Source organism: Sorangium sp. So ce1335, assembly GCF_051521615.1.
In the GTDB taxonomy this organism is placed as follows: Bacteria; Myxococcota_A; Polyangia; order Polyangiales; family Polyangiaceae; genus Sorangium.
On record NZ_CP150363.1, the window covers coordinates 5,729,295 to 5,752,044 of the forward strand.

General features: G+C 69.5%; 16 protein-coding genes. 10 read left to right on the forward strand and 6 right to left on the reverse strand.

Annotation, left to right across the window (positions count from 1 at the left end; genetic code table 11):
* Nucleotides 1-2: 2 nt before the first annotated feature.
* Nucleotides 3-2,825, reverse strand: coding sequence for a beta-propeller fold lactonase family protein (locus WMF24_RS21200; RefSeq protein WP_437738241.1), 2,823 nt, complete (start codon nt 2,823-2,825; stop codon nt 3-5).
* Between the two features lie 540 nt (nt 2,826-3,365).
* On the opposite strand from WMF24_RS21200, the gene WMF24_RS21205 reads away from it, so the two are divergent.
* The 8 genes from WMF24_RS21205 to WMF24_RS21240 all read left to right on the forward strand — a co-directional run bounded on the left by WMF24_RS21205 (nt 3,366) and on the right by WMF24_RS21240 (nt 12,312).
* The gene (locus WMF24_RS21205; protein ID WP_437738242.1) at nt 3,366-4,430 is read left to right on the forward strand and encodes an alpha/beta hydrolase family esterase; all 1,065 of its coding nucleotides are present in this window, start codon (nt 3,366-3,368) and stop codon (nt 4,428-4,430) included.
* An 86-nt stretch (nt 4,431-4,516) separates the two neighbouring features.
* Nucleotides 4,517-5,716 carry an MFS transporter gene (locus tag WMF24_RS21210; protein ID WP_437738243.1) on the forward strand — a complete coding sequence of 400 codons (1,200 nt, stop codon included), beginning with the start codon at nt 4,517-4,519 and terminating at the stop codon, nt 5,714-5,716.
* A gap of 59 nt (nt 5,717-5,775) precedes the next feature.
* On the forward strand, nt 5,776-7,005 hold the full coding sequence (locus WMF24_RS21215; protein ID WP_437738244.1) for a flavin-dependent oxidoreductase: 1,230 nt from the start codon (nt 5,776-5,778) through the stop codon (nt 7,003-7,005).
* Nucleotides 7,002-7,448: a DUF3237 family protein gene (locus WMF24_RS21220; protein WP_437738245.1), complete on the forward strand. Its 447-nt coding sequence runs from the start codon at nt 7,002-7,004 to the stop codon at nt 7,446-7,448. The genes WMF24_RS21215 and WMF24_RS21220 overlap by 4 nt, the downstream gene beginning before the upstream one ends.
* 448 nt (nt 7,449-7,896) lie before the next feature.
* Nucleotides 7,897-8,853 carry a hypothetical protein gene (locus WMF24_RS21225; protein ID WP_437738246.1) on the forward strand — a complete coding sequence of 319 codons (957 nt, stop codon included), beginning with the start codon at nt 7,897-7,899 and terminating at the stop codon, nt 8,851-8,853.
* Nucleotides 8,854-8,914: 61 nt separating this feature from the next.
* Entirely contained in the window at nt 8,915-9,892 is a 978-nt protein-coding gene (locus tag WMF24_RS21230; RefSeq protein WP_437738247.1) for a fumarylacetoacetate hydrolase family protein, read from the forward strand.
* A 105-nt stretch (nt 9,893-9,997) separates the two neighbouring features.
* Complete coding sequence (locus WMF24_RS21235; protein WP_437738248.1) at nt 9,998-11,152, forward strand: 4-hydroxyphenylpyruvate dioxygenase family protein; 1,155 nt, start codon at nt 9,998-10,000, stop codon at nt 11,150-11,152.
* Nucleotides 11,152-12,312, forward strand: coding sequence for a homogentisate 1,2-dioxygenase (locus WMF24_RS21240; RefSeq protein WP_437738249.1), 1,161 nt, complete (start codon nt 11,152-11,154; stop codon nt 12,310-12,312). The genes WMF24_RS21235 and WMF24_RS21240 overlap by 1 nt, the downstream gene beginning before the upstream one ends.
* A 141-nt stretch (nt 12,313-12,453) precedes the next feature.
* Here the strand turns inward: WMF24_RS21240 and WMF24_RS21245 are convergent, their stop codons facing one another.
* Complete coding sequence (locus WMF24_RS21245) at nt 12,454-12,867, reverse strand: hypothetical protein (RefSeq protein WP_437738250.1); 414 nt, start codon at nt 12,865-12,867, stop codon at nt 12,454-12,456.
* Nucleotides 12,868-13,067: 200 nt separating this feature from the next.
* Here WMF24_RS21245 and WMF24_RS21250 point away from each other — a divergent pair, with 200 nt between their 5' ends.
* Nucleotides 13,068-13,709 (forward strand): Fe2+-dependent dioxygenase, encoded by a 642-nt coding sequence (locus tag WMF24_RS21250; RefSeq protein ID WP_437738251.1) that lies wholly within the window; start codon nt 13,068-13,070, stop codon nt 13,707-13,709.
* A 17-nt stretch (nt 13,710-13,726) separates the two neighbouring features.
* On the opposite strand, the gene WMF24_RS21255 is transcribed toward WMF24_RS21250, so the two are convergent.
* The 4 genes from WMF24_RS21255 to WMF24_RS21270 form a co-directional block, all read right to left on the reverse strand.
* On the reverse strand, nt 13,727-16,912 hold the full coding sequence (locus WMF24_RS21255) for a lantibiotic dehydratase (protein ID WP_437738252.1): 3,186 nt from the start codon (nt 16,910-16,912) through the stop codon (nt 13,727-13,729).
* Between the two features lie 13 nt (nt 16,913-16,925).
* Complete coding sequence (locus tag WMF24_RS21260; protein WP_437738253.1) at nt 16,926-18,266, reverse strand: lanthionine synthetase C family protein; 1,341 nt, start codon at nt 18,264-18,266, stop codon at nt 16,926-16,928.
* Between the two features lie 775 nt (nt 18,267-19,041).
* Nucleotides 19,042-19,377 (reverse strand): hypothetical protein, encoded by a 336-nt coding sequence (locus WMF24_RS21265; protein ID WP_437738254.1) that lies wholly within the window; start codon nt 19,375-19,377, stop codon nt 19,042-19,044.
* A 192-nt stretch (nt 19,378-19,569) separates the two neighbouring features.
* The gene (locus tag WMF24_RS21270; RefSeq protein WP_437738255.1) at nt 19,570-20,034 is read right to left on the reverse strand and encodes a hypothetical protein; all 465 of its coding nucleotides are present in this window, start codon (nt 20,032-20,034) and stop codon (nt 19,570-19,572) included.
* Between the two features lie 1,359 nt (nt 20,035-21,393).
* On the opposite strand from WMF24_RS21270, the gene WMF24_RS21275 reads away from it, so the two are divergent.
* A complete protein-coding gene (locus tag WMF24_RS21275; protein ID WP_437738256.1) occupies nt 21,394-22,239 on the forward strand; it encodes a hypothetical protein in 846 nt (281 codons plus the stop codon).
* Nucleotides 22,240-22,750: the final 511 nt, after the last annotated feature.

Sequence of the window (22,750 nt, forward strand, 5' to 3'; positions counted from 1 at the left end):
TCTCAAGGCGTGCTGTCCGGATCCGCCGGATCGCTCCCCGCGGCGACCTCGTCGCCGTCGAGGAAGCCGTCGAGATCGCGGTCGACGCCGATGCGCTCTCCGTTGCCCGGGGGCACGCAGGTGTAGGTCAGCGCGCTGCTCGTCACGCTCACGATGACCCGCAACAAGGCGTCCGGGATGGGCGGCAGCGACTGCTGGCTCGCCGCGAACTCCCCCTGGCCGAGGTAGAGGAAGCCCGTGTTGTTGAGCCCGAACCGGCCCTTGGCGACGAGATCGCACTCGCCCGCGTCGGCCCGCTGCATCAAGAGGTCGATCCGCGCGCCGACCGTCGCTCCGTTGACGGCGTCGAGCGTCACCTGCTGGCCCACGATGGGCGCCAGGTTGCTCTCGAAGGCGAGCTGATATTGTTCCATGTCCTTCTTCGCCTGCGCGCCGGCCGCGTCGTGCGGGATGCCGACGGGGTTGAGCGGCCCCGCGTCGAACCCGCTGCTGAACTTGAACAGGTCCGGGGTGGATCCGTCATGGAACAGGCCGAAACCGCGGACCTGATCCCCGAGGAATGGATCGGGCGGGACCGACCCGGACGGGGCGCTGGTGCCGAACATCCCGATCTTCTGGTACACGTTGCGCAGGTGCGGGATCTTCACGATCTGCGGCTCGGCGTCGTTCGACGAGCGGCCGTCGGTCCCGAAGAACCCTCGAAAGACGCCCTCGCCCGGGTTGGCGTCGAGATCCACCACGTGGCACGCCACGCACGCGCCGTTCGGGGCGACGGTGACGCTGCGGAAGAAATCGCGCCCGGCCTGTTGCTGCGCCGTGAGCGAGTTGTCGAGGTTCCGGATCGGGTTCGGCGGATAGGTGACCTGGAGGATGAAGTCGGTGAACTTCTGCATCTCCTCCGCGGAGAGCTGCGCGCTGCGCCCGAGCAGATCCACGAACGCGCCGTTGAACTTCTTGAACGCCGCGTCCTCGTCGAAGGTGCCGTCGTCGGGCTGCGCGCTCGCCTCGTCGTTGCCGCCGGTGCGGTCGCCGCGCCAGTGCATCGGGCCGTGGTTCTGCATGCCGCGCAGGCTCTGGGTCGTCATCGGGCCCTTCATCGGGTGGAAATCGGGGTTCGCCCCGACGAGCGGGTCGGTGCCGAAGATGGGCTCGAGCGCGGGAGCGATCGGGACGATCGGAGACGGGTTGTTGAGCACGCTGCCGTCGGGGTTGCCGAGATCCCACGCGAGGCTGTCGAAATCCGCGAAGACGTGGCAGCTCCCGCAGGCCGATTCGCCGTTGCTCGACGTGAAGCGCGCGTCGTAGAGCAACGGGCGCCCCTCGACGACCGCCGGCGGCTCGGGGTTGTGCATGGGGACGTGCGCGATCTCCTGCTGGGTCGCGGTGTTCACCACCGAGATCGCGTTGTCGAAGCGGGTGAGCACGAAGAGGCGGTCGCCCGCGTCGTCGAGCACGATGCCGGTGGGGCCGCCGCCGCTCAGCGCGATGTGGTCCGCGGCGCTCGGCGCGAAGGTGTCGTTCTCGAGGGCGGCGGTGTCGAGCACGCCGATCTTGCTCGACCCGAACGCGGCCACGTAGAGCTTCTTGCCGTTCTTCGACACCGCCATCCCGAGCGGCTGCGAGAGGCTCTTGTCGTTCACCGCATTCGGCAGCGGGGCGGGCGGGGCGTCGTAGTCGATGTGCTTGTTGAGGTGCCGCGTCGCGACGCTGCCGGCGCCCAGCACGGCGATGCGCGCCTCGTGCAGGTGGCCGCGCAGGCTCTCGCCCGCGTAGAGGCCGGGCCCCTCGAAGCGGAGGTCGTTGCGGGCCTCGGTGTTGCTCACGTAGACCTTGCCGCTCTTCGGGTTGACGGCCATGTTGAAGAGGACGGTGCCCACGCCGGCGTAGAAGCCCGCCGAGCCGGCGAGCTGCGCGGGCGGGTTCGCGGTCGCGTCGATGACGAAGACGTCCTTGTCCGGCAGGGAGAACCTGACCTCGTCGTCCCAGGTCCGCCCGATGACGTCCCGCCAGTGCTCGCCGTCATGCTTGACGAGGACCCCGACCTCCGGCGCGGGGACGCCCTCCGCGTTCATGTTCGGCCCCGGCACGCCGCCGGCGTCCTCGCCGCCGTCCGGCACGACGATCTCGGGGATGATGGTCGTGCGGTTGCCGGAGTGGAACGCGGCCGCATAGACGCGCTTCCCGTCGGGCGTGACCGCGAGCGCGCGCGGCGTGTCGCTGAAGAGCGTGACGATGGTGAGCGGGTCGCCGCCGAGGGAGCTGCCGAGCTGATTGGCGTCGAAGACCCAGACGTCGGCGCGCCCGACGCCGGGCGTGGTGAGCTGCGGGTCGAAGGGGATGTTCTGGCCACGGTGGGCCGTGGTGATGAAGGCGCGCTTCCTGCCCGGGCCTGCGAAGACGAGATCGCGCGGCTCGTCCCCGACGAGGAGGGTCCGCACGACGGCGCCCCCGTACCCGCCCTGGGCGACCTTCACGACGCTCACGCTGTCGGAGAGGTGGTTGACGACCCAGACCTCCGTGTCGCTGCGCGCCGCGACGGCGACGGGCTCGAGGCCCACCGGCACCGAGCCCCGATGCACGAGATTGCCGCCCTGGATCGCGAAGATCTCGAGGTGGCCATCCGGGGTATTGACGGCGAAGAGGAGCTTGCCGTTCGGTGAAAGGGCCAGCGGGCGGACCTGCCCGCTCTCGAACAGCGTGTAGGACGGCGTGGCCGCCGCGGCGCTGCTCACCGCGAGCGCTGCGGAGAGCGCTGCGGCTGAGAACGCGGACTTCACGAACGCACGGCGAAGGGACGAACCTGAACGGCGCGACGCTCTCTTCATGGGCACCTCACTCGTGGGGGAACGATGGGCAACGCTCGTCGACAAAGAACGACGAGTGGACACGAGAGCGTACGCCCTGCTGAGCTCGCCAGACAACAGGTTCTTTTGCTTCTCGCCGTACGTCTCCAGCGTTCCAATCACGATACCGCGGTGCTCCCGCAGAGGGCACCGGATCGCTGGCAAGAATCCGACGCCCTCATGGCGCAGATGCGGGGGCTCCGTGGATGCCGGAGACGGACTCCTCAGGGCGGGCCCGGGTCACGACCATGAGCGGCCGCGGAGCTGCGTCCCGATCGAGCTCGCCGCGCCCAGGGTCGTCCTCGCCGTGGACGATCCGGGGCTTGGTCGGATGCGCGCCGAGGGAATTCGACTCTCGCGCGAATCGTCCAGCCAGCCGCCGTGGGCGCGACGTCTCGCCTGGAGGCATAGGCGAGTATGCCTATGCCTCGGCGCGTAGGACTTGGGTTACCAAGTCGTTGCGGTCACCTGCGTCAGGTGATGCGAGGAACGACGGCGCTCTTCGAGCAGAGGCGAGGACGAATGAAAACGCTTCGTGATTTCGGCACGACCACGCCGGGGCTCGTCGCGATCGCGGCGCTCTCGGCGCTCGCGGCGCTGGCCTGCTCCAGCGAGGGGGATGGGACGACCGACGCGTCGTCCAGCAGCGCCAGCTCCGGAGGGCTCGCTGGGCCCGGCACCACCGGCTCCGGTGCCACGGGGAGCTCGTCGACGACGGGGAGCTCGTCGACGACGGGGAGCTCGTCGGCGACGGGGGGGGTCGACGGCACCGGCGGCAGCGGCGGGCGCCCGGCCTCGGGAGAAGGCGGCGGGGGCGCCGCCGGAACGGGCGCAGGCGGGCCTGGCGGGGAGACGCAAAGCGCGGGCTGCGGCAGCGCGAACGCGCCGAGGAGCGGCCGTTTCAGCATCGATGTCGGGGGCTCGACGCGCGAGTACATCCTCGCCGTGCCGGACGACTATGATCCGAGCCATCCTTACCGGCTGATCTTCGCCTGGCATCCCCGCGGCGGATCGGCCGAGCAGGTCGCGACCGGGTTCGGCGGCGGCTATTACGGCCTCCAGCAGCGCGCCGGCGGCTCGGCGATCTTCGTCTCGCCCGAGGGCCTCGACCAGGGCTGGGCGAACACGAACGGCCGCGACATCGCGTTCCTCCGCGCCATGCTCGACCGCCTGCGCGGCGAGCTCTGCATCGACGAGAGCAGGATCTTCTCAACAGGGTTCAGCTACGGCGGCATGATGTCCTTCGCGATCGGCTGCGCGATGGGCGACGTCTTCCGCGCCATCGCCCCCATGTCCGGCGCGACCTACAGCGGCTGCGAGGACGGCGACCACCCCGTGGCCGTGTGGGGCGCCCACGGCGACGCCGACAACGTGGTTCCGGTCGATCACGGGCGGTCCGCGCGCGACGTCTTCCTCGAGCGAAACAACTGCGGTTCGCAGACGACACCGGTCGAGCCGAGCCCCTGCGTCAGCTACGAGGGCTGCGATGCGGGCTATCCCGTCGTGTGGTGTGAGTCCAGAGGGGGGGGCCACACCCCCGTGAGCAATTCCGGTGAATTGATCTGGAACTTCTTCTCGCAGTTCTGAGTCGGGTCTCGCTTGAGCCAGCGTCGTTCAGGCTGCCGCCCGCCGCAACAATCCCGGGCAATGGGACGGAAACGGAAGGTCTCCCCATGGGCGCATCGCCCCCTCACGCGCCGCGCGGCGCCGTCACGCTGTCGCTGTGCTTCCTGATCACCCTGCTGGAAGGGTTCGACATCCAGGCCATCGGCGTGGCCGCCCCCCTGCTGATCCCCCACCTGGGCCTCTCGCCCGGGCAGGCGGGGGTCGTGTTCGGGGCCGGCATGGCGGGGCTCGTCTGCGGCGCGCTGGGCGGCGGCTGGATGGCCGACCGCATGGGCCGCAAGCCGCTGCTGATGACGGCGGTCGGCGTCTTCGGCCTGTTCACGCTGGCCACCGTGGTGGCGGGCGGACCGCTGTCGCTGGGCCTCTACCGGTTTTTCGCCGGGACCGGCCTCGGGGCGGCGATGCCGACCCTGGTCGCCGTCGCCCTGGAGATGGCCCCGCCCGACCGGCGGACCCGCACGACCACCCTGATGTTCAGCGGCATGCCGGCCGGCGGCGCGCTGGCCGCGCTGTTCGCGGCCGGTTTCCTGTCACGGTTCGGGTGGCAGAGCATCTTCGTGGCCGGCGGCGTGCTGCCGCTCTTGCTGCTGCCGGCGATGGCGCGGCTGATGCCCGACAGCCGCGCGGCGGCGGCCGGCGGCGCCCAGCGGCCGGGCAGCGTGCAGGCGCTCTTCGGCCATGGCCGGCTGCTGATCACGATGCTGGCCTGGTGCACCTTCGGCCTGACGCTCCTGGTGCTGTACCTGCTGCTGAACTGGCTGCCGTCGCTCGTGGCGGCCAAGGGCCTCGGCGGGGCGGGAGGTGCCGGCGCCGCCTTCGCCTTCAATGCCGGCAGCGTCCTCGGCTGCTGGGTCATCGGCGTGCTGGTGGACCGGCTCGGGCCGCGCCTCCCCATCATCGCGGCCTATCCCGCCCTGGCCCTGTCGCTGTTCGGGCTGGCGGGGGCCGACAGCCTGGCGCCCGTGCTCGTGCTGGCCGGCCTGGCCGGGTTCTTCCTGCTGGGCGCGCAGTATTCGCTCTATGGCGTCATCCCGCTCTATTACCCGGCGCCGTCGCGCGGGCTGGCCACCGGCGCGTCGATCGCCGTCGGCCGGGTGGGCTCCATCGGCGGGCCGCTCGTGGCGGGCCACCTGCTGGGCCAGGGCTGGGGCCCCGCCGGCGTGGCCATGGCCATGGTGCCGGTCGTGCTGTCGGCCGGGGTGGCGGTGGCAGTGATGACCCTCCGCGGCCGCCATGCCGTTGATTGAGGCATGGGGGCGGCTTCAACAAGAGGCGGCGTCAAGCCGCATGTCTGCGGGAGAATAACATGCACGTGATCGTCGTGGGCGCCGGGATCGGCGGCCTGGCCGCGGCCCTGGCGCTCCACGCCTCGGGCCATGAGGTGACGGTGTTCGAGGCTGCGCCCACCATCCTGCCGCTCGGCGTCGGCATCAACCTCCTGCCCCACGCAGGGGAGGTGCTGGACGAGCTGGGCCTCGTCGACGTCCTGCTGCCCCAGGGGGTGGCGACCCGCGAGCTCGTCTATTTCAACCGCTTCGGCCAGCGCATCTGGGGCGAGCCGCGCGGCCGCTTCGCGGGCCACGCCGCGCCGCAGATCTCCCTGCACCGCGGCGCCCTGCAGGGCGTGCTGTTCGACGCCACCGTCGAGCGGCTGGGCCCCGAACGGGTGATCTGCGACAGGCGCCTCGTGGACCACGAAGAGGGCGAAGGCCGCATCGAGGCGCGCTTCCTCAGCCGCCGCGAGGGCGTGGCCTGGAGGGTTACCGCCGACCTCCTGATCTGCGCCGACGGCATCCATTCGGCGGCGCGCGCCGGCCTCTATCCGGACGAGGGGCCGCCGGTCTACGGCGGCCGCATCCTGTGGCGGGCGACCACGATGGCAGCGCCCTTCCTCACCGGCGCCAGCATGATCATGGCCGGGCATCAGGATCAGAAGTTCGTCGCCTATCCCATCTCCCCACCGGGGCCGGACGGCCGCCAGAGGATCAACTGGATCGCCGAGCTCGCCGTCGCCGAGATCCTGCGGCGGGAGGACTGGAACCGGCGGGGCGATCCCGCCGACTTCCTGCCCAGGTTCGAGGACTGGCGCTTCGACTGGCTGGATGTGCCCGGCCTGATCCGGGGCGCCGACGCGATCTACGAGTTCCCGCTCGTCGACCGCGATCCCCTGCCGCGCTGGAGCCACGGGCGCATGACGCTGCTGGGCGACGCCGCCCATCCCATGTATCCGATCGGCTCCAACGGGGCGAGCCAGGCCATCCTGGACGCCCGCGCCCTGGTCCGCGCCCTCGCCGCCCACGCCGATCCGGTGGAGGCGCTGGCCGCCTACGAGGCCGAGCGCCTGCCCGCCACCGCCGCCATCGTGGCGGCCAATCGCGGCAACGGTCCAGAGCAGTGCATGCAGATCGCCCAGGAACGCGCGCCCGACGGCTTCGAACGCATCGAGGACGTGTTCGCCCCCGGCGAGCTGGAGGCCATCGCCGCCCGCTACAAGGTGCTGACCGGCCTGAAGCGCGCCTCGGAGCCGCTCGCGTGAGCCCGCCCCTCTTCCCCCTGATGACGCTCGAGGTGGCCGTGGCCCCGCCGGTCACCGTCAATCCGAGCTCGCCCGGCCGTCGCTTCATCCCCATCGTCGGCGGCACGGTGGCCGGCGGCCTCGAGGGCCGGGTGCTGCCGGGCGGCGACTGGCAAACGATCTGGGCCGACGGGCGGATGGACATCTCCGCCCACTACATCCTCGACATCGCCGGCCATGGGACGGTGGAGATCCTCTCCGAAGGCGTCCGCGCCGGGCCGCCGGAAGTGCTGGCGGCGCTCGGGCGCGGCGAGGCCGTGGACCCCGGGCTCTACTACTTCCGCACCGCCATCCGCATGCGCACCTCGGCGCCAGGGCTCCTGCGGCTGAACGCCATGCTGGCCCTGGCCGTGGGCGAGCGGCTGGCCGACCGGGTGCGGCTCACGGTGTACGAGATCGGCTAGGGGGCGCAATCGTGGCTGAGACCTTCAAGACCTCGGATGGCCTGACGCTGGCCTGACAAGAGTGAAACGCATGAGCACACAGACGAGAGCGTCGAGACGCCGGGGCGATGCTGGCGCAGGCATCGTGGCCGTCGTCCTCGGCATCATCTCCTTCAATCGCCCGGCATGGGCACAAGCGGAGCCCGGAGCGCCGCCGGCGCCCACGGGCGAAGACCCGCCGATCGCGGCGCCCGCGACCGAGCCCGCGAGCCCTCCTGCGGACGCGAGCGCGGCGCAAGCGCCCTCCGCGGAAGCCCACGCCGGCGCGCCGGCGCCGCGTGGCGCTGCCGGGACCGGCCCAGCTTCGCCGGCGCCGCCGGCGGCGGACGAGCCGTGGAAGAACCCGATCAGCGTCGCGGCCTGGGCCCGCGTCGGAGGCCGCTTACAGAACCCCGGCGCGCGCGAGAGGATGGACCGACTGCTCGGGGACGGAGAGCTGGACCTGATGTTCTCGGGCGAGATCAACCGGTTCATCGGGGTGCAGGGCGCCATCGTTGCGCAGTTCGGGCCGACCCCGACCGGCGGCAACATCGCGGGCAGCGCGACCCTCCGTGACGCCATCGCCAAGTTCAAGCTGCACGATGTGCTGAACGTCTGGATCGGTCGCATGATCGTGCCGTCGGATCGCTCCGCCTTCTCCGGGCCGTGGTCGATGGGGCCGTGGAACTATCCCGGGTTCTTCGAGCCCTATGCGCCGCCGATCGGGCCAAGGCAGGGGCCTTTCGGGCGCAACGATGGGGTGACCGCCTGGGGCAAGGTGGCGGGCGGTCTGTTCAAATACTACGTGGGTGCCTTCAACCTGCATGACTCCTCGGTGAGCCCGCTCTACACGGCGAGGATCAACATCAGCTTGCTCGACCCGGAGCCGGCCTATTACCAGAAATCCACGTACCTCGGAGAGAAGAGCATCCTCGCGCTCGGCGTGGCCGGCGAGGTGCAGAGGGAAGGCTCCGTCGAATCGTTGCCGCCCCCTGCGGACGGCACGCCGCCAGGCATCCCGCGCAAGGACACCTACGGCGAGGTCAACGCCGACCTCCTGTTCGAAAAGAACCTCGGCACGGCGGGCACGGTCACGCTCGAGGGCGCAATTTACAAGTACTTTGGCGATTTCGAGAGGTTCGATCACTCCTATTTCGTGCTCGCGAGCTACCTCACGCCGAACGACATCGGCGTCGGGAAGCTGCAGCCCCTGGTCCGGCTGCAACAGGCGAAGCCGAAGGGCGCGGATCCCTATCTGCTCATCGATGCCCAGATGGGCTACATCATCCAAGGGCACGCTGCGCGTGTGGCGCTCGGCTATCAGCGGAGCGACCTGTCGGGCGCGAAGGGCAATGCCCTGTTCCTCGGCGTCCAGGTGCAGAAGTGATCCCCTGGGCGATGGGAGCTCCGGTGGTTCCATCGGAGCGCCACGAGGAGCTCGCCCCCGCATGAAGCTCGCCTCTCTCCGCGGCCCCGGCCGCGACGGCACGCTCGTCGTCGTCCGCCGCGACGGCCTCGCCTACGCGCCGGCCGGCAGCGCGTTCCCCACGCTCCAGGCCGCGCTCGACGACTGGGAGCGCGCCGAGCCCGCGCTCCGCCGCATCGCCGACGACATCGAGCGCGGCGGCGCGGCCGCGATGCCGCTCGCCGTGGAAGAGCTCGCCGCTCCCCTGCCCCGCGCGTACGAGTGGATCGACGGGTCGGCGTACATCCACCACATCGAGCTTGTGCGCAAGGCGCGCGGCGCCGAGCCCCCCGGGACGCTCACGACCGATCCGCTCGTGTACCAGGGCGGCTCCGGCGTCCTCCTCGGGCCGACCGACGACATCGTCCTGCGCGACGAGGCCTGGGGCCTCGACTTCGAGGCCGAGGTCTGCGCCGTCCTCGGCGACACCCCGCAGGGCGCGCGCCGCGACGAGGCCCACCGGCACATCCGCCTGTTCCTCCTGGCCAACGACGTGACGCTGCGCAACCTCGTGCCCGCCGAGCTCGCGAAGGGCTTCGGGTTCTTCTGCTCGAAGCCGGCCACGGCGTTCTCCCCGTTCGCGATCACGCCGGACGACCTCGGCGACGCGCTCCGCGACGGGCGCGTCCACCTGCGGCTCCGCTCGACCTACAACGGCGCGCTCATCGGCGATCCCGAGGCCGGCCCGGAGATGCACTTCTCGTTCTTCGACCTCATCGAGCACATCGCCAGGACCCGCAGCTTCACCGCCGGGACGATCCTCGGCAGCGGCACCGTCTCGAACCGGGATCCGGCGCGCGGCGTGTCGTGCCTTGCCGAGAAGCGCATGCTCGAGATCCTCGAGCGCGGGGCGGCGAGGACGCCTTTCATGCGACCGGGAGACACGATCATGATCGAGATGCTGAGTCGCTCGGGCGAGAGCCTGTTCGGGCGCATCGCGCAGCGGGTGGTGGCCGGATGAGCGCCCCGGCGAAGCGGCCGACGCTCCACGGCCACGGGCGGCGCCCGTGAAGCTGGCCGGGCGCGCAGCTCGCGCCGGGTGGACCCCTCGCGACGGAGGACCGGAATGACCAAGGTGGAGTCGATCGGCATCAAGCGGGTTGAGGCGCTGCACTACTACGTGCGCGACCTCGAGCGGAGCCGCAGGTTCTACACGGAGAAGCTCGACTTCCAGGAGATCGCCGCGAGCTCGCCGGAGCTCAACGCGGCGGCGGCGCAGCGGTCGGTCGTCTTCCAGGCCGGCGAGTGCGCCATCGTCTGCTCGCAGCCGATCGGCGAGGGCGGGCGGGCGTGGCGCTACCTGCGCAAGCACCCCGACGGCGTGGGCACGATCGTCTTCGAGGTGGAGGACATCGACCGCGCCTTCCGGCTGCTCGACGGCCGCGGGGGCACGCCGATCGGCGAGATCCACCGGGCGACGCACGAGGGCGGCGGCACCTTCGCCTCGTTCTCGATCACGACGCCGTTCGGGGACACCACCTTCCGCTTCGTCGAGCGCCGCGGCTACCCCGCGCTCTTCCCCGGCTGCGTGGCCCACGACACGCCGCGCGGCGGCCAGAACCGCTTCGGGATCGCCCGGTTCGATCACATCACCTCGAACTTCCAGACCATGGCGCCCGCCCTGCTCTGGATGGAGCACGTGCTCGGGCTCGAGCCGTTCTGGAAGATCGCGTTCCACACGAACGACGTCGCGAAGGACACCGGCCACGGCTCGGGCCTGCGCTCCGCGGTGATGTGGGACCCGCGCTCGGGCGTGAAGTTCGCGAACAACGAGCCTTACCGGCCGCACTTCAAGAGCTCGCAGATCAACGTCTTCAACGAGGAGCACCGCGGCGACGGGGTGCAGCACGTTGCGCTCGCCGTGGACGACATCCTCACCGCCGTGCGCGGCCTGCGCGCGCGCGGCGTGGAGTTCATGCCGACCCCGCCCGCCTACTACGACCTGTTGCCCGAGCGCGTGCGGCAGCTCGGCATCGGGCAGATCGACGAGGACGTGGCAGCGCTGCGGGAGCTCGAGGTGCTCGTCGACGGCGACGGCACGCGGTCGTACCTGCTCCAGATCTTCCTCAAGGAGTCGGCCGGAACGCACCGCGACCCGGACGCCGGGCCGTTCTTCTTCGAGCTCATCCAGCGCAAGGGCGACCGCGGCTTCGGCGCCGGCAACTTCCGGGCGCTGTTCGAGAGCATCGAGCGGCAGCAGAAGGCCGAGGGGCACGGCTGATGCTCGACCGCGTCGTCGCCGGCACCGTCCCCCGCAAGCACCACATCGCCCTGCGGAGCGAGGCGGGGGAGCTCCGCTACGAGGAGTGCCTGACGCGCGAGGGCTTCGACGGCCCCTACACGATCGCCTACCACGAGCGCCGGCCGCACGAGCACCGCCTCGCGCGGGCCGAGCACGGCTTCGCGCTGCCGGTCGCCGCGCCGCCTCGCCCGCTCGCGAAGCGACACTACCGGTCGCAGGACCTGCCGCCGCGGGGCGGGCCCGCGGTCGACTGCCGCGTGCCGCTGCTGTTCAACGACGACGTGGTGATCGGGATCGCCCAGCCGGACGCCGCCGACCCTGTGTACTTCGCGAACGCAGACGCCGACGAGCTGTTCTTCGTCTTTCAGGGCAGCGGCGTGCTGCGCACGATGCTCGGCGACCTGCGCTTCGAGCAGGACGACTACGTGGTCGTCCCGAAGGGGCTCTTCTACCGCTTCCTCCCCGACGCCGGGCCCCAGCGGTGGCTCTCGATAGAGGCAGCGGGCGTCCACCTGCCGCGCCAGTGGCGCAACGAGGTCGGCCAGCTCCGGATGGACGCGCCCTGTTCCCACCGCGACTTCCGGCGGCCCACGTTCGTCGGGCCGCTCGACGAGGGCATCCGCGCGCTCGTCGTGAAGCGCAGCGGCGCCTTCCACGGCTTCTCCCTGGCGCGCTCGCCGCTCGACGTCGTCGGCTGGGACGGGACGGTGTACCCGTTCGCGTTCCCGATCCTGAGCTTCCAGCCGCGCGTCGGGCTCGTCCACCTGCCGCCCGACTGGCACGGCACGTTCGCGGCGCGCGGCGCCCTCGTCTGCAGCTTCGTGCCGCGCCCTGTCGACTTCCACCCGGAGGCGATCCCCTGCCCCTACCCGCACTCGTCCGTCGACTGCGACGAGTTTCTTTTCTACTGCCGCGGCAACTTCACCTCGCGCCGCGGCGTCGGCCCCGGCAGCATCTCGCACCACCCGGCCGGCGTCCCGCACGGGCCGCACCCCGGCGCGTACGAGGCGAGCCTCGGGGGCCGCGAGACGAGCGAGCTCGCGGTCATGCTCGACACGACCCGCCCGCTCGCGGCCACCCCGGCCGCGCTCACGGTCGAGGACGCGGGCTACCAGGACAGCTTCATCGCGGGCCCGTGATCGGGGTCAGGCGCTCTGCCGGGGTGGCTCGCGGCGCGCTGGCCGGCGGCTGGATGGACGACCGGGGCAAGCTCCTGTGGACATGGCTCGTTCCGCCGGACTCCGCGGGATCAGAATGTCCCTCGCGTGAAAGCGCTGTCGTCACGGGTCGGACCAGAGCCGAAGCAGGTTGCGATGGCAGGCGCGGAGCCGGTCCACCGCAGCGCCCCCGTCGCTCCCGTCCATTCCGAGAAGCTCCATGGATCGAAGCGAGCATCCGATATCATGCAAGATCTCGCGCTGCGCGGGATTGCGCACCAGGCTCTGAGCCCATAGCTCCGCTGTCCACCGGACGCCGCGCGTGACGCGAGCAATGCGATGGCGCGCCGAGGCGGGCCGCACGACGACAGCACCCGCGCGTCCCTTGTAAAGCTCCTCTCCGTAGCCCGTATCGATGACGAGGTCGCCCCCCTCGTAGCTCGACGGATCGCTCAGGAACACGGTCGCTCCGACGTCGGCGCGGATCCCGCCGCTCCCACCGACGATCGCGTGGTCGACCCCCCCGTTCGCCCTCATGCCCTCCTCGTACCGGCAGAAGAACGGCTGAGACAGACGTTGCGGCTGCACGCCGAGAACGAAGAGCGGATGTACGCCGACGCAGTCCCGCACGAGCACCGCTGCTTGATGGACAGCGGCTACCTCGCCACCGCTCACGATGCTACACAAGCGGGCGACAAGCTCGGGGCTCAACACATCGTCCAGCGAGAGCACCATCGATGCACATCCTACTGGAGAAGGCCCTGTCAGCCATTGAAATCGAGCGCGTCAAGGCGCTCGTTTCGACCGAAACATTCACCGACGGTCGCGCGACGTCGGGCGTCGCCGGCAAGAGAAACCTCCAGCTCCCGATCGGCAGCGAGGCAGCGCAGGCGGCCGGCGCCATCATCCTCGATCGGCTGCGGGCGAACGAGGCGTTCGACTCGGCCGTCCTGCCGCTGCTCATTCAGCGCCCCTTGTTCAGCCTGTACGAGGCGGGAATGGAGTACCCGGACCACACCGACGTCGCGATCATGGGCGGAATTCGGGCTGACCTGGCGATGACCCTGTTCTTGAACGAACGGGACACGTACGACGGCGGCGAGCTCATCATCGACACCGGCAATGGCGTCCGGCCGTACCGGCTCGACGCAGGAGACGCAGTAGTCTACCCCGCCACGACGGTACATCACGTCGCGAAGGTCACGCGCGGGACGCGCCTCGCTGCCGTCCTGTGGATACAGAGCCGGATCAGGGATCCGGCGCAACGACAAATCCTCTGCGATCTCGCCGCGGCGATGCGAAGCCCCGAGTGCGACGAGCACGGACTCCGGCTCAGACGGAGCTACTGGAACCTCGTCCGGCTGTGGGCGAATTCGTAGCGCGCGGGACCACAAGCTCAGCCGGCCGCCCGGTAGCCGGCGTGTGCCATCGCATCGCGGGTCCGGTGCAGCAGGGCGAGCGTGAGCTGCTCCAGCTCCGCGTCGGGACCAGCCATCCGGTTGAAGTGCATATGAGCGAAGGACGCCAGCAGGTAGTCCATCGGCTGGAGGAGGAGTGACCGGCGCCGGAGCGCCGTCAGCTCTGCGGCGATCCGACGCAATCTTTCGTGAGCACGCTCCATGCCAGCCCGGATCTCGGCCGGCAGGGCAGCGGCGGACTCGACATCGCGAGGGGCGACATACGATCGCAGCGTCGACTTTCGCTTCCGGTATTCATCGCTCGATCTTCGCTTGTCGCCGCGACGCGCGCAGAGCCACCGAAGCACGTCCTCCTCCCGCGGCGCGAGCGCGGAGAGGAGGTTGTCAGTGGTCGCGACCACCAGGTCGCGCGGGTCGACGTCATGATTCCGCTGGAGCACGGCGAGGTGCTCCACGACGGAGGAGGAGTCGACACCGAAGATCTGCTCGGCCAGCATGATGGCGCTCGATCCTCCGTACCGCTCGATCTCCCGATCGTATGTGTCGAAGGCGAAGCGCGAGCACCGCCCCTCCTCCAGGAGCGCGGTCGCCCAGGCGCACAGCTCGGCGAACAGGCGCAGGCGCGCGTCGGGCGCGGAGCAGCGAAAGCGGAGGCGCAGGTGATGGTCAGGATCGGTGTAGCGGATGAAGAACCAATCTTCGATGATCCCCTCGTCGAGCAGCCGTCGCGTGAGCTCCCGGACAGGGCCGACCAGCAGGTCGTTTTGTACATCCGGACCGCAGTACACCTTGACGTACGCCCACTCGCTCCCAGGGGGCAACAGCCGCGCCCGCTGGCCACCCGTGCACGACGAGGTGTGCGCCGGTGCGGCGCCGCCGAGCCGATGGTCAGGGGACTTGGTCTGCGAGGCAGGCGGACGCCGGACCATCGAGACGCAAAGCTCGGTGTAAAACCCGCCGGCAGGGCCGCGCGCCCATACGTCGTCGAGCGCAGGAACGACCTCCTGGAGGACCAGGTGGGCACCGTCGGTCAGGCGGGTGATTTCCATCCGCAGCTCGGCGGCTTGCACGGCGTCATCCAGGTCCAGCAGCAAGCGGTTGTCCGCCATGGTCAAGAAGACGTGACGCGGGACCGCCCAGGTCCGGCGCCAGCGATCGAGTTCCACGGCAAACGCTGCCGGGCTCGCGCTCGGGAACCAGTGTCGCCGGCAGGAATAGTCCACCTTCCACTCGGCGGGCCGGAGCACCACGCGGCCGGATCGCACGCGCGGGAGGTACGGAAGCGGCTCGGCTCTTCCCCAGTCGAACCCCACGAGCAAAGGCTCCCCGTCATAGCCGACGTCCGAGAGGAAGCGGCAGACGTCGGAGCCCAGGAAGGAATTCAGCATGTGACCGCTGGAGACACGGATCCTCTGCCCCGTTCTGGACCATCGCAGATAAAATCTGTCGTCCCTCACGCCGACGACGATCTCTCGCAGGGGGATACTCTGCGCAGCGGCCCGCCCCGCGTGCAGGCCGACCGGGATCTCGTGACCGCGGATTCCAGGGCGAACGCTCACGTTCGCCGCTCGCGATCGCTCCGGGAGATAGACCAGCTCTGCCCACAGGAGGTCCACCCGCGAGGCCTCCTCGGCGGCGGCGATCTGCTGCAGCATGCCGACCCCTGCGTCGCCGAGACCCCCGGCAAAGCGCCCTGCAACCCGGCCGGCCGCCATGGCGCCGAGGTTCGGCCCGACGACGATCGTGAAGTCGCCGGAATCGAGCGCCTGAGGCGAGCGGGCGGCGATGAAGACGCTCAGATCCAGCGATGCCGGCGCCCGATCGGGCTTGACCTCATTGACGCCGAGGCGCGACAGGAGCGCCTCGTCGAGGTCGATGCAAGGGCACAGCGCGCGCTGTGCCGCGGCAGCGATCTCGAACAGCACGCGTCCTCGCCTGGCGACGGCGGGGCTCGGTTGGTACGCCGCCCGCGCCGGGGAGTAGGCGCCGAGGCCTGGATGGGCGTCCAGGAGCTCGAGCAAGGGCACCTCTCGATCGACGCCGAATCGCGACTGAAATGACTGCCGGTACGCTGCGAGGGCCGGCGGCCCCTCTGGATGAGGCGTGAGCCGGAGGAGGATCTCCGCGGCTCGGCACACCTCATCGCCGACCGCTCGGTTGATCCGCGTCGAGCTCGGCGAGAGGAATAGATCGACCTGAAAAGGCGTGCTCGCGGCTTCGCGCGGGACCAACCGCTCTGATCGGCCGACGAGTCGAGGGTAGGCGGAAAGTGCCTCCTCGGCAGGGAGCATCTCCCAGGCGCTCGCCTCTTCTAGCAGGAGGCGCAGCTCATCTCGAATCGTGCGGGCCGCATCGATCCCCGCCAGCCGGTCGAGGACGTGCTGAGCCGGACTGCCTGCAGTCAGCGGAGGACGAAGCTCCGAGATCAGGAACGTCTGCTCCAGGAGGCTCGCCAGCAAGCGGCTCACCTTTTCTGGCGTCGCTCCGGCGACCGTGAGCAGCTCATCCCGAAGGTCGGCGTAGGCGACCGGACGCTGCGCCCGGTCCAGAGCCCGACGCACGCCCCCCGTGGCCCGGATGGACACCTCGGGGGCCCGCCCCGCTTCCAGCAGCGTCGAGCGCGCCGCCAAGACGAAGCGCCCTGCCCGAACATAGGCGGCCGGGTTGATGGCCACTCGCAGTCGGTCACGCACCTCGGGGAGGCTCTCCAGGGTCGAGATGAGATGGCTCAGCCAGGCCATATCGGGCCGGATCCTCCTTCGCTCCTCGCCTGAGAGCCTGAAGTCGGTCTCCCGGTCCAGGCGGGCAAGGCAGACCCCGGCGAACATCCCGTACGGTGTGGGCCGGCTCGACATGCGGATCACATACCGCAGCAGCTTGGATTTCACCCGATCGTCGAGGCCTCCGCTCGTTCGGTCGCGCGCCAGCGCCTCCGACAGGGATCGGCTGCCGACCGCCAGCGCGAGGCGTGCACGGGGGTCCGCGAGCGTCGCCCCGACCCAGCCAGCCGTGCCCGACGGAGGCCTCGAGAGTGCACGATAGGACTCGACGGGGAGGAGCGGGGCGCGAACCAGGACGGTCTCGAGCGGTATGAAGATCGACTCTCCCGAGCCTTCCCCGCAACCCGCCGCGACAGAGACTGGTCTCGCATGGCCGCTGGACATTTGCGGGCTCCTGTCAGGACAGCAGAAAGATCCGATCCCAGATCGGCGGGGCGGGCGTGGTGGTCGCGAGCATCGTCAAGCACACGCCCGGCGCCCCGTCCAGGAGCCCGGGATCATCGACCCGCGTCCCCCCGGCGGCGACGCTCCGGAAACCGAGGATCGAGGCGGGCTCATAGGCCTGCACGAGCTGCGCGAGGAGGGCGCGGGATGCCTCCCCGAACACGGAGAGGCCGGTGTCGAGGGCGAACCGCAGGGCGATCTGGAGCAGCCCCGCGACGCCGTGGCAGAACGTGGGAGAGGGAATATACCGTTCCTCCACCGGCCGGGTGACCGCGGAGCGCATAGCGTCGATGGCGACCTGGCACCACGCGGGCTTCGCGAGGGCCCGCCCGGCCAGGTACAGCGCCCTGCTCAGCCCGGGGCTCCCGTAACACCACGCGGTCCTGCCGGGCCGCGGCTTCGCAGGAGGACCTCCTCGCCCAGGCAGCGGGTAACAGTCTGTCCAGTTCACCCCCCGGCGGTCGTCCACGCGGTGAGCCATGAGCCAGGCCACGATCCTCTCGATCCCCTCCTCCATCCCTGGAACCGAGACCCCGCGCGACGCCGCGAGTGCCATGAGGCCGAGCGGGCCGGGGATGCCGTGAGCCAGTCCACAGTTCAGGTTTCCATCGGGGAAGTGCCGGGCTTGCTGCTCGCCGACGAGCTGGTGCCGGGGTGTCCGCCAGCGCGGTAGCCCGTCCTCCTCATCGGTGAGCGAGACGAGGCAGCGAAGAATGCGCTCGAGCGTCCTCTGGGTACGTTGTTGCTCCAGGCGGCAGAGGAGGTAGGCGCCCGCCCCGGTGATGCCGCCGATCAGGTCGAAGAGACGGACAGGGCACCCTCCGGACGTCGCGTCGAGCGCGTCGGCCGTCGCCTCGACCCTCGAGCAGATGGCTTCGTCCAGCGTGGTGGAGAGGTGCCGGTACCGCCGCCCCCCGCGCGACAGGTACCAGGCCGCGTACGCGACGCCGCTGAGCCCCCCGAACAGAGACACCCCCACCCCATCGGCCTCATCGACCGAGCGGGCGGCGATCTCGATGCGCCGCCTGGCCTCGATGTCCCAGCCCTGACCGGGGAAGCAGGCTTCCAGGTATCCGAACAGCACCGCGAGCCCGGCGTCACCATGACTGATGGACTGCGGCTGCCACCGCGCCAGCTCCGGATAGGGGCTCTGTTGCACGGCAGCGCACCGGGCTCGCTCGAGGGTGTCGTCGTCTTTCAGACGGCGGGCCACCTCCAGCGCGATGGCCTGGGCCGCCGCCGTGACGGCATCGCGGTTCACGTCGAAGCTCTGGCTCGGCGTCGGCGGGTCCATCGACATCGTCAGGCCCCGATGCGATCAACAGTTGTAGCTACACGCGCACGTAACCCCGCACGACTCATTGCACGTCGCGGAACACATGACGGGGCTGTCCGCGCACCGCTCAGCCCCGTCGGCGGGCCGAACGTTGATGCGGATATCCACATCGAAATCATCGCCGCCATCGAGAAATGATTGACTCACCTCGTTCGATCGCAGGCTCAGCCCGTCGCGCCCCGCATCCTTCTGCATATCCATGGCATCAACCCCTGTTTGTGTGACCCTCATCACCACGGACGATCATAGGCCGCCCGCGCGCGACGACAAGCAGCGACCGGGGCGCCTTCAGAAACATCCATAACAATACACTAATCGTCGATATCCATCGCCCACCGGACCTTGAAAACCCGACACCGCGTGTACAGGCACGACCAGAAGGCCGATTGCGCAGAGATCGGACATTTCAGCGAACGCTCCGACCGAAGAGAGGCAGGGATCCCAGAAACATCAAGATGTTGACTGACCTTGTCGCGAGCGAAGTCGCCACCGTGAGCTACCGTTCGCCGCCGGTCGCGGGGACGACGCTGGGAGCCTGCACGCTCCGCGAGGATCGGCGAGCCGGCGCGCGGGCACCGGCGTTTCCGGCGGGCTTGGCTGCGACGCGGTCGGGTGCGCGTGCTGGTCGCGGGGGAGCTGCGCTGGGCCGCGCGGCCGCCCCTGCGCCCTCGGGCCGCGCGGCCGCCCTCGCGCCCTCGTGGAACGGCCCTGGCCGCACGCCGCGGCCGCGCCGCTATGGGGACACCGCCGAGCCGAAGTCCTCGGCGCTGTCGCCGCCCGCGCCTGCGAGGGAGGCCTGCGGGTCATCGCTGAGGTTTCCGCCGAGGAACACGCGCATGCTCGGGCCCCTACCGAGCCCCACGACGATATCACCGAACCCATCGCGGTTGAGGTCGCCGGCGCGCGAGATGCGCGTCCCCGCCTCGTCGCCGGACCGCCCGATGCTCGCCGCGTCCGGCTCCACGTCGGGGCGCGCGCTACCGCGGTACACATACAACTTGCCGCCGGGATAGATATCGGCCCCGCCCCACGTTGATCCATCGACGCCGACGATCTCGCCGATGCCCACCCCGAGCTTGCAGTGAGCTACCCTGGCAAACGTGTCGATGTCGGAGTACGCCCACGATGACAGGGCCGTCTCCCGCTACCGAGCCGCCGTTGCCGGCCGGCTCGCGATCGGCTCATCCAGGGGGGCGAAGTCGTTCACTCCACAGCCTGCGGGGCGAAGCGCGAACACGCCAGGAGCAGGAGATGCTGCCCGTCAATGGCCGACCGTCAGATGGTAGGTGATGTCCAGGTCGAATGTGAAGTCATCGGTCTCCACCCGACCGCCGAAATGAATGGTGTGTGCCCCCGGGGAAAGCGGAGCGAGCAGGACATGAAATCCGTCCGCGACGGCATCGCTCGTCTCACCCGCGTCAGCGCCGATCAAATTGTCCTCCGGGAGCGGACCAAACACGAACAACGGAGATTCGTGGCGAAATGCGTCGAGGCCTCGAATCCTCTTGCCGTCGATCACGATGAAGCGTTCGGTGACCTGATCCATGAGATCGTTGGCGCAATCACGCAGCTCCTCCTCCGTTTCGCCATCCCCTTGGATGGTCGAGCATGCCGCGTTCAAGATCGGAATGAACAGTGCCTTACCTCGAGGCACGGTGCAGCGGCGCCTGGCCACTCCAGCAACTTCTCCTTCAGCCACTTCCGTCGTCGTGAACGTGCCGCCCAAGAACCACACTCTCCCTGACTGGCCGGCGCTACAATCAGCCGTATCGGTCAGCGGATTCGCATCGCTGGGCATGGAGAGCGCCCACCGCCACCACTCGGCCGCCCATTCTCCGTACGTAGCTCCAAGGAAGCGGTCTTCCGGCGGTATGATCTCTGGATCGGACCTCGCGGGGCATGCTTCGTGTGCGGTCGCCATGACGGCCACGCTCGAGGCTAGAGCCACGGTCGCAATTCCTGTCAGCAAGAATCTTCGACTCATACGGTTCCCTCAAATTCAATGTCAGTCGCGGGCACACAGCTCGACTTCGGCGTCCCGGAAGACGAAGGGCGTCACCTCGCGCCGCCTCCAGAGCGTTTCAAGGGAGGCCGACGGTGATTGACATGCCATGCTCGTCGTCCGATGCGGAGGCAACGGCGCAGCCCGCGTAGTACCCTCTGGACCTCGGGTTGCGAGGCTGCTCGCAGAGCGAAGAATTCAACTCCGAACAGGACTTGCCGCCATGCTGTAGCCTCGAGCGTGGCCGCCGTGGCGACTGCACGCCGGAGCGTTCTCGACGGAATCAAATTCAGGAAGTATATCCGGCCTGCGCCCCCATGAGGCTACCAGGGACCATGGGACGCCGAGCGGTGGCGCTGGACGCTCTCTATTGCCAAGCGATGCGATCCCGCCGCCGCGCAGCGGGCTTCAGACTTAGCACCCATGTCGTTGTTTGCAAGATTTGGAGGGTGCGTTGCCCGCAAAGCAAGGACCACGGGCGCGACGTGTGCCGGCTCGGCTGCCCTGTTTCCGTCCGTGCACGCCCGAGGTGATTGCGGCTTGGACGGGGGCTGCCAGGAAGCGTACCAGAAGTCGATGTGACACGATCCAGGCCTGTTTCTGGGGCGCTTGTTCGTCTGCCTCAGCCGTCATGGCTGACCATTCTCGCGATGGGCCCGAATCCCGCGGCACGCATGATCGCCTTTCCGAGCGCAGCGGATGCCTGCTCCATGCGACCGTGGGCGCCAGCGGGACCGGTATCGCGTCCATCGCGTGGGGGGGCGCGCTGGGGGTTGTATTCGACGGTCCCCTCGCGCTGTTGCTCCTCGGTGAACGCGACGTTGAAGTCGAAGCTGAAGCCGCTGCATGAAGATCAGGCACTCGGACGTGGCACCTCGATGATGACGTGTACGCTCGACGTGAACCTCTCCGGAACAGCGGCACGACAAGAACGATGGCATTTCTCATTCTTCCCGGTATACTGCCCGAGCCACGTCATCGAAGCTGTGACCGGACGCTACCGGCTTCGTTCGAGACGGATGAGGTGCTCGCCGGCCGAGAGGCCGTCCGCCGCGCCACGACCTTCACGTGAGGAGACGACCCATGAGGATCACGAGAGCCATCCTTGTGAATTTCGTGTTCATCGCCTTCGGCGCCGCCGCCAGCTGCGATGGATCCACGGCCACCCCCGAACCAGTGGCCTGGGCAGGGCAACCGTGGTGCGGGGCGGGCCTCACCTTGACGGAGGCGCAGAGTCTGGTGCAGGCGGAGTGCAAAGGCACCTACACCAACCGGGGCAGGTGCGTGGCGTGCGTCGCGAACGCCGCCAGCGCGCTTCTGCGAGAGGGACTGATCACGAGCGGACAAGTCGGGGCCATCGTCAGCTCGTTTGCCCATGACGAGTGCCGCTCCGGTTGTATCCCGACCTCCTGCGCCATCGAGGGGGAGAGTTGTGGCTCGATCGAGGATGGCTGCGGCTCGGAGATCGCGTGTGGCGGCTGCGCGGAGGGCGAGACCTGCGTCAACGGCGTGTGCCAGAGCGCGGGGCTGAAACTACTGAGGTGTTTTTGCAACGATGAGTCGCTGCTCCAGTTCTGCCTGGACGACATCGACTGCTCCTCGGGGCCCGCCCAGGACGTGATCTGCGGCCCGGCCTGCGCGAGTCACGGCGGAGAGTTGGGTACGGGCTGCCTGGATGAGAACCCGATCTGTGGCTGCGACGGCTTCTGCCCGGCCGGCGAGCTTTGCGTGGGCGGCGTCTGCCAGGCTCCCCAGCCGGGCACGGCTCAGCAGACGTGTTTTTGCGCCGACGGAGTCGAGATCAACATGTGCCTGGATATCGACTGCTCGGGGATCGCCCAGGATATCGTCTGCATCCCGCTCTGCGCAGCCCATGGTGGCCTGTCTGCGACAGGCTGTTCGCTCGACGCGTGCGCCGCCGCGCCATGACCCGGAGAACGTCGAACCCGGGCTCGGAGACCGCGAACAGCGTCACGGCAGCTTGCGGGCGCCGTCGCGAGCGCGCCCCACTCTCGAGGCCGAGACCCAGCATGAACGCGATGACGGCGATCGTGACCGACAGGATGTCGACACCGTAGATCGCGTAGGGGGCGCGCTGCCTGACGACCTGATACACCAGCGCTGCCGAGCCCGCGAGGAAGGACGCCGGGAAGCGCCAGGGATCGAGCCGGCCTGGGTCGGATCTGGCAGGCCAGCGAAGCCACTCGACCGCTGGCCGGAAGGCCGTCCCTCCAAACGGATGGAAAACTGCCAACGCATTGGCAAAGCGCCACGCGCCCCCACCGGAGCTGCTACGTTGTCGCCGGACCCGGCGACGCGGAGCGGCTGTTTGGCCGCGAAGCGCGGACGTTCGATCCGTGGCTGGAGGGCCACCCGAAGGTCTTTGCCGAGCTACTCACAACAGGCTGCCACGAGCGCGTGGCCATCGACACGCACCGCG